The 13,601-nt window shown below is 65.2% G+C and carries 12 protein-coding genes, 2 pseudogenes and 1 other annotated feature; of the genes and pseudogenes, 8 read left to right on the top strand and 6 right to left on the bottom strand.

The features are described 5' to 3' along the window. From FHX68_RS11305 to FHX68_RS11290, 4 genes are all read right to left on the bottom strand, one after another. On the bottom strand, positions 1–269 hold a 269-nt coding region (locus tag FHX68_RS11305; RefSeq protein WP_211345085.1), incomplete at its 3' end, for a hypothetical protein. 2 nt (positions 270–271) lie between these two features. Next, a complete protein-coding gene (locus FHX68_RS11300; protein WP_141381406.1) occupies positions 272–1,426 on the bottom strand; it encodes a hypothetical protein in 1,155 nt (384 codons plus the stop codon). Continuing rightward, positions 1,423–2,247 (bottom strand): hypothetical protein, encoded by an 825-nt coding sequence (locus tag FHX68_RS11295; protein WP_141381405.1) that lies wholly within the window; start codon positions 2,245–2,247, stop codon positions 1,423–1,425. Before FHX68_RS11295 ends, FHX68_RS11300 begins: the two co-directional genes overlap by 4 nt. Before the next feature lie 44 nt (positions 2,248–2,291). After that, positions 2,292–3,557 (bottom strand): hypothetical protein, encoded by a 1,266-nt coding sequence (locus FHX68_RS11290; RefSeq protein ID WP_141920232.1) that lies wholly within the window; start codon positions 3,555–3,557, stop codon positions 2,292–2,294. Between the two features lie 684 nt (positions 3,558–4,241). Here FHX68_RS11290 and FHX68_RS11285 point away from each other — a divergent pair. Genes FHX68_RS11285 through FHX68_RS11265 form a run of 5 tightly spaced genes read left to right on the top strand, consistent with a single transcriptional unit; the run spans position 4,242 to position 7,585 of the window. Then, positions 4,242–5,246, top strand: coding sequence for an ABC transporter permease (locus FHX68_RS11285; protein WP_170214291.1), 1,005 nt, complete (start codon positions 4,242–4,244; stop codon positions 5,244–5,246). A gap of 2 nt (positions 5,247–5,248) precedes the next feature. Beyond that, positions 5,249–5,674 (top strand): hypothetical protein, encoded by a 426-nt coding sequence (locus FHX68_RS11280; protein WP_141381402.1) that lies wholly within the window; start codon positions 5,249–5,251, stop codon positions 5,672–5,674. Continuing rightward, entirely contained in the window at positions 5,599–5,895 is a 297-nt protein-coding gene (locus tag FHX68_RS11275; RefSeq protein ID WP_342353569.1) for a helix-turn-helix transcriptional regulator, read from the top strand. Before FHX68_RS11280 ends, FHX68_RS11275 begins: the two co-directional genes overlap by 76 nt. Beyond that, positions 5,892–6,824 (top strand): ABC transporter ATP-binding protein, encoded by a 933-nt coding sequence (locus tag FHX68_RS11270; RefSeq protein ID WP_141381400.1) that lies wholly within the window; start codon positions 5,892–5,894, stop codon positions 6,822–6,824. Before FHX68_RS11275 ends, FHX68_RS11270 begins: the two co-directional genes overlap by 4 nt. Next, positions 6,821–7,585, top strand: coding sequence for an ABC transporter permease (locus FHX68_RS11265; protein WP_141381399.1), 765 nt, complete (start codon positions 6,821–6,823; stop codon positions 7,583–7,585). The genes FHX68_RS11270 and FHX68_RS11265 overlap by 4 nt, the downstream gene beginning before the upstream one ends. Before the next feature lie 163 nt (positions 7,586–7,748). Here the strand turns inward: FHX68_RS11265 and FHX68_RS11260 are convergent, their stop codons facing one another. After that, entirely contained in the window at positions 7,749–9,068 is a 1,320-nt protein-coding gene (locus FHX68_RS11260) for an ISL3 family transposase (protein WP_425325860.1), read from the bottom strand. 239 nt (positions 9,069–9,307) lie between these two features. Between FHX68_RS11260 and FHX68_RS11255 the strand changes: the two genes are divergently transcribed. Beyond that, positions 9,308–9,727: a transposase family protein gene (locus FHX68_RS11255; RefSeq protein WP_170219066.1), complete on the top strand. Its 420-nt coding sequence runs from the start codon at positions 9,308–9,310 to the stop codon at positions 9,725–9,727. Here FHX68_RS11255 and FHX68_RS11250 read toward each other — a convergent pair. After that, entirely contained in the window at positions 9,724–11,241 is a 1,518-nt protein-coding gene (locus FHX68_RS11250) for an IS1634 family transposase (RefSeq protein WP_141381636.1), read from the bottom strand. The two genes, FHX68_RS11255 and FHX68_RS11250, sit on opposite strands and share 4 nt — an antisense overlap. Before the next feature lie 116 nt (positions 11,242–11,357). Here FHX68_RS11250 and FHX68_RS11245 point away from each other — a divergent pair. Together FHX68_RS11245 and FHX68_RS11240 are read left to right on the top strand one after the other, a co-directional pair. Next, positions 11,358–12,314: pseudogene (locus FHX68_RS11245) on the top strand (ISL3 family transposase); the annotation flags it as partial. A gap of 17 nt (positions 12,315–12,331) precedes the next feature. Next, positions 12,332–13,595, top strand: a pseudogene (locus FHX68_RS11240) (IS3 family transposase). Further along, positions 12,631–12,765 (top strand) — a sequence feature (AL1L pseudoknot). (Overlaps the previous pseudogene by 135 nt.) Positions 13,596–13,601: the final 6 nt, after the last annotated feature.

Below are 13,601 nucleotides of genomic sequence, written 5' to 3'. Positions count from 1 at the left end.
TAGTTGTTCAGCGCCTCCCCGAACTCAGCCAGCGCCTCGAAGCGAAGTTCGCGGTTTCTCGGCTCTGGAACCACCACGACGGTGGCTGCTGCCGGATCCGGGTCGGTTCCGAACATGAACGCCAGCGGCGCACCCTCGTCGCCGGCAAGGTGGTATGCAACGATGCCGAACGGTTTGTCGGCCACGTGCACATGTCGGATGGTTCTGAGGGGTTGTGCGCGTCCGGTTGCCGAGGCCCTGAGAGCCTGGAGCGTTTCGACCTCGTCCACGGTCAGGCCGCGCCTGCGGTCTGGGCGCGGACGACAGCGGCGTTCGCGCGCCTCAGGATCGTAGACAGCGCTGACTCAGACGGGCCCTGAGGTTCACGCCGCCCCTCCGCCAGATCGAGCAGCTCGTCCACCGAGGCATCGTCGCCGCACAGCGCGGAGACCGCCGAACCCATGCGGGCTGTGGACCGGCTCGCGTCGGCCTCGTCCCGGCACGGTCGGAACAGCGCACACGACACGCACCCGTCGCCGAAACGCATCGGCAGTGCACTCAGGGTCTCTCTGATCCCGTTCTGTAGCACTTCATCGTCGGGATCGGTTTGAAGATCCACGGGCAGTGCGGGCAACGGAGGCAGGTCCAGGCTCTCGGCCAGCTCTTCGATGTTGCCGACGCGGTCGATGGCGTCGGCGAGATGCTGCACTTCGTTCGAGACGTCGAGGACGATCCCGGCGGGGATGAAGAGCAGATCGCGCGGGAGGATGAGCAGCACCTTGGTCGAGACCTGGTCGGCGCTGAACCCCATCTCCTCAGCCATGCGCTGCAGGCTGAGCACATGTACGGCGCTTTCCCGAGCGGCTTTGCCGACGAGAGTTGGGTCGGCGTCGTCGCGCTTGAGGTAGAAGTTGCGGATCGCGACAACGTGCAGCGACCCCTTCTCGGCAAACGCGAGCACATCCTGCTCGAGCTGCGCCTCCAGCTCGCCGATGGTGAGGGTGGTGAGCGGCTTGACGAGGAGATTCAGAGCATTCGGATCCTTGCGCAGGATGCGGTTGAGCTCCTGACGGGTCATTTTCGCCCGCCTAATGTCAGCCGGAACGCGCACCTGGTCACGAGTGGCGCCAGGGGACAGATCCTTCTCACGCACGTCCGTGAGCTCGAGGCCCAGGTGCCGCCGTGCGAGCTGAACTAGTTGTGCACGTCCGTCCCGGGCCAGCAGCGCTTCGAATTGGGCGCCACGGCTGATGGCGAGAGGCGACTGCCGGTCGGACTTGAAGCCCAACTTCTTCACCAGCAGCGAGGTATCCACACCGGCCGAATCCAAGATGGTCCGTCGCACACAGTTCGGGGCCTCAACCATCGATGCAACGCGGCGAGCATTGAGGCGGGCGGCGGGAAACTCGCCGCGAAGATCCGTGAGCGGTGACACGGCGCCGCTCACGATACGCCCTTTCGTGCCGGGATGGGGACCAGGCCCAGTGGTGCTGCGCCGAACAGTTGATCCTCGTCATCCAGGACCCGTGCGGCGCGCTCTGCGGCCTCTTCCCTGTCGCGAAGGTCGGAAGGGGCGATGACGTCGAGCTCGTCGGACGCGGCTTCGAGAACCTGCTGTGGTGTGGGGAGGGCGAGCGTGCCCGCGAACGGCTTCGTGGACAGTCCAATTCGTCCTGCGACGCGGGCGACGTCATCGGTCCAAGATTCGGCGGACGATGCGATGCACGCGCGCGCAAGATTGCAAGCGACATGCAGGACGTCCACTCGACGGGACGCGGGAGCGACGATACGCACGGAGAGGTCCCAGCTCGACAGGGCGAGCATGCCGCGTTCCGGGGTGAATCGGTCATACGACAGGGCGGGCACGATGAGGTCGGGTTTGGTGGCGGCCTTGTCGGGGTGCCCCTGGTAGGCGCGCCAGCTGCGCAGCTCGTCGCGGCGGACAGATGCCAGTGCTCGGGTCTCGATCTCGAAGCCGAAGCGCGCGCGAGCGATGTCCGCAAGGAGCCGACCAGCGACCGGGCGTTGTGCGACTTTCAGGGCGGCGAGAGCTTTAGAACGCGCCGCCGGGCCCTGGGTGATTGTTCTCTCGCGAGGCTCAGTTCGCCGCCTCACAAGCGTGTTGCGCTCGCGTTCAAGGCGCTGAAGCGTCGCGTTCAGTTCGACGAGCAGGTCATCGCGACCGTCGCGGAGGGCGTTGCTCAGCGCTGCCTGCGCCTGCTCGATCGCGGCGAGAACCGTCTCCACATCCCCCGAGTCCTTGGCCATGCAGTGAGATTACCACGCATTCCATGCTTTCCACGCGCGTGGGGCTACTGGAGAAGAACCACGCTCTCGACGGCCGATGATTCCTGGCGATACTTGCGCGCGTTGGAGTTCATGCCCGCGATGGTGCGTGGGATGCGGAAGTCGTAACGTTCCGATGAGCTGAACCCGGAGTGGAGCGCGATATCGGCCACGATTGCCGGCACGTCGTTGTGCAGTTCCTTGTAGTAGCCGTCTTGGACGACGAGCATCACGGGAGCGCCGGGAATGGTCACGCGACGGATCTCGGTGAGCGAAGACTTCATAGCGGCGTAGTACTGGCGGTAGAACTTGCGGTAGTAACCAGCCGACGCCTGGCTGCTGTGTCGCGTGACGGCTGCGAGGAACGCGCTCGCTTCCGGCCCGAGGGCGTCATCCGCCGCGTCTTCGCCGGTCATCGTCGGCGTGCCCACCATTGAGGTGCGGAGCGCTGTCAGCTCGCCGTCGCCGTATCGAAGGATCGCGAGCTCGGGTCGAGTGGCTATCGCGTAGTCCATTCGCGTGCAGTACGGGGGAGAGGTCACGACCGCCCCGATGGAGTTGTCTGGCAGAGGAAGACGCCGGCTATCACCGACGGCCAGGGCGGCAGAGGTGGACAGGTCGAATGCCTGTCGGTGAAGCCCTTCTCCCAGGTCCAGTGCGATTGCCGTGAACGTGTCTCGGATGACCCTCTTCGGCACCTTCAGCTTGTTGTCCGCGGATGGGCGCTTCCACCAGGTGGGGTTCGTCCCGCCAGCGGGGATGGCGAGCGCTCTGACGGTGCGGAAGAGCGCGGTGTAGAAGAACGCCGCCAGCCCGCTCAGGTTCTCCGCGGACCGCAGTGGGCCGCCGACGGAGTCGGCGCTGTCCACAAGTAGGCGATGAATGCTCAGCTCGATGGCTCGCAACTGAGCGGCCGAGTCGGGAGAGAACCAGAAGAGCAGGGGATCGTCGCGCAGGCGAACAGGTGTCGCGTGGCCGACGATATCCAGAGTGAGTGCCCGGACGCTTCCTCGCACGCTGCTCCCCAACAGTCGTGCGCGAGCGATGACCACGGCCACCGGGTTCACGTCGAACCCGAAGGACCGCAGCCTTCTTCCTGCGGCAACGACAGTCGTCGTACCCGTGCCGTTCCACGGGTCCAGGACCGTCTTCGCGTGCGGAGCAACAGTGCCGAGCGCGTACGTCACGAACTCCGAAGAATAGCCCGCGTAGTAGCGGTACCAGTTGTCGGCATTCTTGGTGGTCGACGTGACCTTCGGGTTGGGAAAGCAGAAGCGCTGGCTGGCGTTCAACACGACCCCCTCGCTCCTCATCTGCAGTCTACGACGCGGGTAACGCTCATGGAGGATCAGGAGGTCGTGCCGCCCTCGATCATTCGTGCACTTGTTCCGGCTTCTCGCTGGTCACCCGCGGAGTGCAACGACGTCGGCAGCATTTCGGGAGTAAGTTCAGCGAGGCACGACGTCAAGTTCAACGAGTAGATCCAGGCGCAGACACAACCACTGCCCGCTTGGGATGCCGGTTGAACGCGGTGAGGACCGTCCGCGCGGTCCCGCTTGCGCGCATTGCCCGGATAGGGATCCCCTTGCGGTCACATATGGCAGCCCTTCCCGAACTCACGTTCGACCCACCGAAAACGTCCGATGAGGGCTTCGGCCAGTGGCCGTTACGGCGGGGGGTTTCGGCGGTTCCATCGCCCGGCGTGTTGAGTGCTGATCCGCGTCGGCGCCGGCCGTGCCGTAAACGATCGTTTCTGGCCGATGTACCCGCCTCCATCGCAAGACGCCAGGAACAATCCTCCGAACAATGACAAGCTTCCTTGACGTCAAGCCGGACGCGTGAGAGATTGCGTATGTGACAAGTCTCCTTGTCGTAAAATCTATGTGGTCCGGGAGGTGCTTCGGATGAGTCGCCATTCGGTACGTAGAGGTCACGCTGCAACTTGGCGCAGCGGGCCTGCTTGTCAACTGTCGATCATGAGCGGCAAGGACATGCTTCGGAACCCGCTGAGCGGGTTGTCGATGTTGATCTTTTTCACGATCATCCTGGCGGTGTACGTGTCGATGTGGGTCGCGTTCACTGTGCTCGGCACGGCTCCCACGGCGAGCGTTTCTCCTGCGGACGACCACGTGTCCGCGGTATTGACGGATGCCGGCGTCATTGTCGTCGATGCCGATAGCACTGATAGGAATGCCGAGATCATCCTGAAGGAGAAGCAGACGATCGTCGTGCTTGATGCCTTCGAGAAGCCAGCCTGGAATCCGATTTGGGTCGGGCTTCGCGACGCAGGAATTCCTGCCGCTGCGATCACGGTCGTAGACCAGGATGGTGACGTCAAGCTTGACCCGCTCCGCACGTTCCTTGGCGTCGTGGCACTCACCGGCTTCGCAAGCGTCGCATTCATCGGCACAACGGTGCCTCTTGTCGGTATGCGCGAACGTGGGCTGCTCCGGCTGTTCGGCACAACGCCCCTTCCCCGCGTGACGTTTCTGCTCGCGCAGGTTCCTGCCCGGTTGGGAGTGATTCTCGTCGAGATAGCCATCGTGATCGCGATTGCTGCGTGGCGTAGATACGTTGACGGGATCGACCTGCTGAGCCTGTGCGTCACGCTGGCTCTGGGAAGCGCGATGCTCTTCGCGTTCGCCCTTATATTCGCTGCACGCTCTCGAAACGCAGAGGCAACACAGCAGAGTATGGCGACGCTCGTGCTCATGCTCGTGTTCACCTCGGGTGGGGTTCTCCCGCCGGAAATCCTCCCGAGCTTTCTTCAAATCATCATGAATGCGCTGCCCAGTACATGGTTCGCCGTAGCCGTGAATGCAGATTTGACCGGTGCCGCTGCGTTCCTCCCGGTGCCTGTGCTGTGGGTGCCCATGGGTGTGTGCGCATGCGTTGGGCTGCTGGCCGCCGCCCGGTTGTTCGAATGGGACCAGTCGGAGCCCACGCATCTGCGGATCACAAACCGACGACGGAAGGTGTAAGCATGAATGAGACAGGCGAGCCGAGCGGACGAACGCGATCCGAGCAGCGTGCGGGCAAACGTTACCTGTGGGAGTTCTCCATCGGCATCCTGGCGTATCTGGTGCTCTTTCTGGCACTACCCAGGATCATCCAGACGCAGCCCGGTACAGCGCTGAACGTCATCGTCGCGCTGGTGCCGCTAGCCCCAGTCATCTGGATGATCATTGCCATAGCCCGACATGTCCGTCGCGTCGACGAATTGCAGCGTCTGTTGTTCCTGCGCAGCTTCACACTCGGCTTTACGGTGTCGATGGTGACCGCTCTGACGATCGCGCTGCTAGGCGGGGCGGGAGTTGACGTTCAATACGCCGAATGGATCATCTTCATGGGTGGAATGACTTCATGGGGACTCTCACTCGCTGTGCTGTCCATCCGGGCATCCCGATGAGAAACGAGGTGCGTCGGCTCCGCACCGAGCAGGGGTGGACTCAGGTGCAGTTCGCCGAGGCCTTGGGCGTATCTCGGCAGACCGTCAACGCCTTGGAGACCGGGAAATACGATCCTTCGTTGCCGCTCGCTTTTCGTATCTCCCACCTGTTCTCGATCCCCCTCGAAACGATCTTCTTCCCCGGCGAGCACGACTCTCCCCCCACCGGAGGCAAGCGATGAACGGCAATGCAACAGACGTCATCGTGGTGAACGATCTACGCAAGGTCTACGACGAGCAGGTCGCTGTCGCCGACATCACCTTCACCGTTCGGCAGGGTGAAGTGTTCGGACTCCTCGGACCGAACGGCTCGGGCAAAACCACGACGTTGGAGACGATTGTCGGGCTTCGCCGTCCGACCTCTGGCACCGTCACCGTTCTCGGCTTTGACCCCATGAGACACCGCCATCGGATCACGGAGCGCGTTGCCGTGCAACCGCAGTCGGCCACGTTGTTCCCCACGCTGACCGTGTGGGAAACGGTGCAGCTGTTTGCGTCGTTCTATCCGGCGTCGCGCGAACCCTCAGAGCTCCTCGAAGAAGTTGGACTGGACGACGCACGGAAAGTGCGGGTGAAACATCTTTCAGGCGGCCAGGAACGTCGGTTGCTGATCGGGATCGCGCTCGTCGGAAATCCCGAGGTTCTGGTGCTCGACGAACCGTCAGCGGGGCTGGACCCCGTGGCGCGGCGCCGCCTCTGGGACGTCATCGAGCGGCAGAGACAACGTGGTACGACGATCCTGCTCTCCACTCATCACATGGACGAGGCCACCCAGGTGTGCGACCGGCTCGCCATACTCGTACGTGGCGAGATCGCCGCGGAGGGCGAACCCGACGCACTCATCCGGGAACACACCGCGAAGGCCACCGTCTCGTTCACTATTCGTTCGTCGCAGATGCCGTCAGATATCAGGCAACTCGGCATTACCGGTGAAATCACGAGCAGCGAGACGTCACAAGGTACCCGGATTTCGGTGGTGACGGACGATCCAGATGCGGTTCTGCGCCGATTGACCTTCGTGCCGGGCGTGCACGCATTCGACTACAACATCAAACACGGCTCTCTCGAGGACGTCTTCGTCGACATCTCGAGCAACACCACGAAGCCATGACCTTCCCGACGCCGATGCGCAACGCTGAGCTCCGCGAATTCGCAAGAACTCACGCTCGGGAACTCATCAGAGACAAGCGAGCCACCGTCGCGATCCTCCTGAGTTTCGCGTTCATCCTTGCGCTGCTGTGGGGTATAGATCTGCTCATCGCAGGAGCAACGAAACGACCAGCGCATCTCTTGCAGGCCAGCCTGAGCCTGGTGAGCACGACCGGTTTCATGGCGGTCGCAATGGTGGCCACCACCGTGCCACTCGTCAAGTATCGAAGAGTAGGAACCCTTCGCCATCTATCGACCACCCCGGCGCACAGAGCGGCTTTCCTTCTCGGGCACATTCCGATCCGAGTAGCAATCGTGGGCGCGGAGAGCATCGTCATCCTCGCAGCAGCAATCGGAGGAGGACTTCCTGTCGAAGACGCGATCCCGCTTGCGGTCACCCTGTCGGTTGGAGGAGCCATGCTGCTCTCATTCGGCTACCTCCTCGCTTCCCGGATGACGAATATGGATCTAGCGCTACAGCTCGCCTACATAGTCCCACTGATCGTCTTGCTGACCTCGGGCGCGCTGTTCTCACTGGATATCTATCCGGAGCCCGTTCAGAAGCTGCTTCAAGCATTGCCCTCGACCTGGTTCGTAGACACTTTCAACAGTCAGATACACGGCTCCACCCCGATGCTGCCGCTCGGTGCAATGTGGGCTTCAATGGCCCTCATCGCTATCGGAAGTGCGTGCGTTTCGTTGAGGCTCTACCGATGGCCGTGAACGAAGTGACGCCGCGGGACGAAATACGAACTTCCTGACCAGCGGCAGGATCAATCGACCAGCCGAAAACCCCTGCCGTTTTGAAGCGCCCTGAGTTTGTTGGAGACTCCTGACCTTGGAAACGAGGATGGGGTTATGCGGCTCTTCGGACATTCGGTGGGGGTCATGGGGTGAGGCCGCCGGCGGCGAGGAGCATGCGGAGCCGGTAGTTGTCGCGGTTGCGGTAGCCGCGGGCGAGGCGGCGGTGGAGCTCGATGATCCCGTTCACCGCCTCAGTGCCGCCGTTCGATGATCGTCCGGTCGTGAAGTAGGCCAGGAACGCGGCTCGCCAGCGGCGGAGGGTGCGGCCGAGGCGGGCGATCTCGGGGATCGGGCAGGTGTGGAATGTGTCGACGACCTTCTCGGCGATCCGCCGCCCCTCGGCGAGGTCCTTCTGGTGGTAGGCGGAACGCAGTTGCTGGGCGCACTGCCATGCGACGAACACCTCGTCGTGCGCGGGGTCGGCCTCGATCGCTGCCGCGAGCCTGGTCCGCTGCTTCTCGGTGAGGTTCTCGGCGCCGGCGCGGAGGATGGTCTGGATCCCGTAGAGCGGATCGCCCTTCCGGCCGCGGTGACCGAGGGTGTCCTGCTGGACACGTCGGCGGACCTCGTCGACGGCGGCGGTGCCGAGCTTGACGACGTGGAACGCGTCGAGCACCGCGACGGCGTCCTCGAGCTTGTCGTCGATCGCGGTCTTGTATCCGGCGAACGGGTCCAACGCCGCGACCTTCACGTTGTTCCGGAACGCGTCGCCGCGCTCGTCGAGCCAGGCCGCGTAGGCCTTCCCCGATCTGCCCGGCACGAGGTCGAGCAGCCGGGCACGGGTGCGACCGTGCTCATCCCGGGTCAGGTCGACCATCCCGGTCAGCTCCTTCGGGCCGCGCTTGCGGGAGTCGACGTGATGCCAGATGTGCTCGTCGACGCCGAGGGTGGTGACGTTCTCGAACCGGGACTCGTCGGCAGCCAGCTTGACGAGTTCGGGCTCAACGGCCCGCCACACCGTCTTCCACGACGTGCCCAGCTGTCGGGCCAGGCCCGCGATCGTGGCGTGCTCGCGGCGCAGCTGCCCGATCGCCCACGTCACCGCGCGCATGGTGATCGACCCGCGCGCGGCGACCAGGGTCGGGACCTGCTCCACGAACGTCCTCCTCATGCAGTCGGGATCATCACAACGCCACACCCGCTGCCGCCAGATCAGTCGCACCCGCGTCGCGCCGGGCACGTCGTGAAGAACGCGGCGGCGGCGACCCCGACCGACAGCGAGCACCCCGCACGACGGGCAACCGGCCGGCGCCGCGGGGCTCGAGACCGTCACCACCAGCAGCCCGTCCAGACGCTCGACCGCCTCGACATGGACGCCGTCGAGACCGAGCAGCAGATCGCAGCGGGAGCACGGGCAAGCGGCAGAGCGCGCATCAGCGCACCCCGAACTATGGTGAGACACGTCGAGGTCCTCGGTTGGAGCAGCAGTTGGCGCTACTGATCCTCGGGGACCTCGACCCCTACCCGCCCGAACTCACCCGGCGAGCCTCACCCCCACCGGAAGTCCGAAGAGCCGGTTATGCGGCTCTGCGCATTCTGGGTGGGGTGAGGCGCTCGGGCGTGGCGTGACGGGGTGAGGTGGGTCGAGGCCCGGAGGATCGGTAGCGACCAAGCAACCTGTTCGTCCGGAGACCTCGACCCGTGCCTGATGCTACGCGCTGCGCCGCCGCGCGCCCACGTTCTGCTGTCTACTGTGATCGCTGCGACCTGCTCGTCGGACTCGACGGGCTCCGGGTGGCCGGGGTCGAGCGTCGCGGCGATGGCGTGCTCGTGATCGATGCCGAGTCGCCGCCGGGTCCGGTCGGCTGCCCTGAGTGCGGAGTGGTCGCGGAGTCGGCGGGACGGAAGGTGCTCGTTCTGACGGACGCCCCGATGGGCGGTACTCCGGTTCGGGTCCGGTGGCGCAAGCGCCGCTGGCGGTGTCGCCAGGACGGGTGCGGGGTGCGCTCATTCACGGAGCAGAACCCGGCCGTCGCGGCGGCGAACAAAGCGCTGACGGCTCGCGCGGTGGCGTGGGCGGTGGCGCAGATGCGCCGCGAGACCTGGATCGTGTCAGATTAGTGCCCCACGCCCGGCCGGAGTGCGGCGATGATGTCGGCGGCTTCCCCCGTTGGCGGGGTGGTCGCGGTGAGTTCGTGTCCGTCGATGGTGATCGTGACGTCACGCAGCGGGCGCAGCGCGCGGACGATACGGCGGACCGTCACGCCGGTGGTCTTGTAGAGGTGCCGGCTGATCGCGAGAGCGCAGAACACGACGGTGAGGTGCGCGTGGATCGAGTCCGCGGTCGACGCGAACATCGGCCTCGCCCGCAGGTCGGTCTTTGCCATCCGGAACGTCGCCTCGACCTGGAACAGGTCATGGTAGGCCGCCACGATCTCTGCAGCGGAAGCCGTCGCGGTGCTGAGGTTGGTGACGTACCCCTTGAGGCCGATGTATTCGCGGGCCTTCTCGACTCTTGCCCAGTTCACGCCGGGCCCCGTGCCGAGGGTGACGAACCGGTCCTTCTTCGCCGGGCGGGTGCCGGCAGCGATCTGCTCGGCGCGTTCGATCTGCTTGTTCAACGTGATGTTGTCGCGGATCTTCCGCTTGTGGGAGTACTGCCACACCACTCGCCGCTCCCGCGCGTTCACACCCGCACCCATGGTTCGGGTGGTCTCGACCGTCTCCCCATCGGTGACGATGTTCCCGACGGTCGCGTAGTGCTCGGCGAGATCGTATGGCGCGGAGGAGGTGCGGGAGCCGACGATGAAACCGAACCCGGCGTCCTCCAGCCGGTTCAGGTTCGCTGCGGACAGCATGCCGGCGTCCGCGACGACCACGACCTCGGTCGCGGAGTGACGTTCGCGGAACTGGTCGAGGACGGGCAGCAGGGTGAGGGTCTCGCCCCTGTTGCCCGCGAACTCGTGGACTTCGAGGGGGAACCCGCCCTGGTCCACGAGGAGGCCGACGAGGATCTGCGGGTCGACGCGGCGCTCTTTGCTCATCCCGACCTTGCGGAGCTTGTCTTCACGCTCCGCCTCGAAGTAGAGGGTGGTGACGTCGTAGAGCACGACGGTGAGCGGGCCAGATCGGGTCGCATGCGCGTAGGCTGCGGCGGCGATCTTCGACCGCCAGTCCTGCTCAACGCTGCGGGCGAGGGTCCGCCACACGGTCGACAGCGACGGCGCACCCGGGACACCGAGCTCGTCCCACACCCGCAGCGTGTCCGCCTTGCTGGTCGGCTCGACGACGCGGGCCAGGACCAGCTTCATGAATGTGTCGTTGCCGACCGCGTCGAACCCGAGACGGGCGTAGGCGTCCTCGAGGACATCCCACAACAACCTGGACCTCGACCCGGTCACCGTCGGCGCGGTCGTGGCCGGCGGCGTCGCGCCCAGCCCGTCCAGATCGAACGGGACATGCCCGGCCAGCTCCGCGATCCGCTCCCGCGCGATCGCGACCAGCACCGCGAGCTGCTCATCGTCGTGCGCGGAGCCGAGGTGCTCCACGATCGTCCGCACACCACGGGTCTTCGACGCGATCTGCACCGCCGTCGCACCCGACGCGGTGCGCACCTTCCGCACGAACCACCCCACCGAGCGAGTCTAGATCGACGCCATTAGTGCCCCGCACGAGGCACCAGCACCCCCGGAAAATCAAGCCTCAACGATCCTCAACCCGCGAAATCACCCGACGGTGACACGATCCAGGCGAGAACGCGTCAGTGCGCGGTGTCGCTCGGCAGCTGCGCGTCGCGTGGCGCACGGTCTGGACGCACGTGGAGGCCGAGTTGCAGCGCCGCGAGCAGGACCCTGGCCGGTTCGATGGCGTCGAAGTGCTCGGCGTGGACGAGCACCTGTGGCATCACGTGTCCACGAAGCCCGTCGCCGACGGCGGGCGCGGTCCGAAGGAGCTGACCGGGATGGTCGACCTGACCCGAGACGCCACGGGACGCGTGCGGGCGCGACTGCTGGACCTGGTGCCAGGTCGATCCTCGAAGGCGTACGCGGACTGGATCAAGGAGCGGGACGAGCAGTTCCGTGCCGGGGTGAAGATCGCAGCTCTTGACCCGTTCGCCGGCTACAAGAAGGCCCTCGACGACGAACTCGACGACGCGACCGCGGTGCTGGACGCGTTCCACGTCGTCAAGCTCGGCACCGCCGCGGTTGATGACGTCCGTCGCCGCGTCCAGCAAGACACCCTCGGACATCGCGGCTGCAAGGGAGATCCGCTCTACGGGATCCGCAACATCCTCCGCGCCGGACGGGAGCGCCTCACCGACAGGCAGCGGTCCCGGCTCGACGCGGCGTTCGCGACGAGAGAGGAGCACGTTGAAGTTGAAGTCGCCTGGCACGCCGCCCAGCAGCTCCGCGACGCCTACCGGCACCCCAACCTGGTCGAAGGGCACAAGATCGCCGAGAAGGTTCTCGAATCGTTCCCGTCCTGCCCGATCCCCGAAATCGCCCGCCTCGGCCGCACCCTCACCCAGTGGCGAGCCGCGTTCCTGGCCTACTGGGCGACAGGACGCTCATCCAACGGCGGCACCGAGGCCGTGAACGGGCTCATCGAACTCGCCCGCCGGATCGCCCGCGGCTTCACCAACTACGACAACTACCGGCTCCGCATGCTCCTGATCGCCGGCGGACTTGACCCCCTCACCCCCACCTAGAATGCACAGAGCCGGTTATGCCGAAAGAGCAGACATCAGGGAAGCCGACGACGCGTCGGTATTCGCCGGAGGAGAAGGCCGCAGCGGTCCGGATGGTGCGAACGTTGCGGGCTGAGCTCGGGACCGAGCATGGGACGGTCCATCGGGTCGCTGCGCAGCTCGGCTACGGCGTCGAGTCCGTCAGGATGTGGGTCAAGCAGGCCGACATCGACGACGGTCACGTCGCCGGGGTGAGCACCGCGGAAGCGCGTCGAGTGCGGGAGCTCGAGCAGGAGGTCCGGGAGTTGCGGCGGGCGAACGAGATCTTGAAGCGGGCCGCGTCTTTCTTCGGGGCGGAGCTCGACCGCCAACACCGGAAGTAGTCGCGTTCATCGACGCGAACAAGGACGACATCGTCGAAGGTCGCCCGCTTGGAGTCGAGCCCATCTGCAGCCTGTTGCAGGTGGCTCCGAGCACGTACTACGCGGCGAAAGACCGTGGGCCGTCGGCCCGGACGATCAGTGACGCGGTCCTCATCCCGGAGCTGGTGACGCTCTGGAACGCGAACTACTGCGTCTACGGTGTCCGCAAGCTCTGGAAGACCGCCCGCCGAGCAGGGATCGACATCGGCCGGGACCAGACCGGTCGGCTCATGCGCGTGACCGGCATCGAGGGCGCAACCCGGAGCAAGCGAGTGAAGACGACCCGGCCTGATCCGACGTCGGCGCGGCACCCGGATCTCGTGAAGCGGGAGTTCACCGCGACCGCCCCGAACCGGCTCTGGGTCACCGACCTGACGTTCGTGCCGACGTGGGCGGGCGTCGCGCATGTCTGCTTCATCATCGACGCGTTCAGCCGGACGATCGTCGGGTGGCGCTGCGCGTCACACATGCGCACCGAAATGGTCCTCGACGCGATCGAGATGGCCCGCTGGTCGAGAGGTCGTCACCACGAGGATCTGAGGTGTCACAGCGACGCAGGGTCTCAATTCACGTCGATTCGCTACGGAGAACGACTCGCGGAGATCGCGCGACGCCGTCGATTGGGACCGTCGGCGACAGCTATGACAATGCCCTGGCCGAGACCGTCAACGGCTACTACAAGACCGAACTCGTCCGCGGACCCGCTCGCCCCGGACCCTGGAAGACGGTCGAGGACCTCGAGCTCGCGACCCTCGGATGGGTGCACTGGCACAACACTCAACGCCTCCACGGCTACCTCGGCGACATCCCACCCGCAGAGTTCGAGCAGAAGTTCTATGCTGACCAAACCACCGCCGATCAGCTGGTGGGAATCAAATAGCGCGAG

Origin of the sequence: Microbacterium lacticum (genome assembly GCF_006716815.1) — a bacterium.
GTDB classification, from domain to species: Bacteria; Actinomycetota; Actinomycetes; order Actinomycetales; family Microbacteriaceae; genus Microbacterium; species Microbacterium lacticum.
The sequence above is the reverse complement of the archived record's forward strand: the minus strand, read 5'-3'. Positions and strand labels throughout refer to the sequence as shown.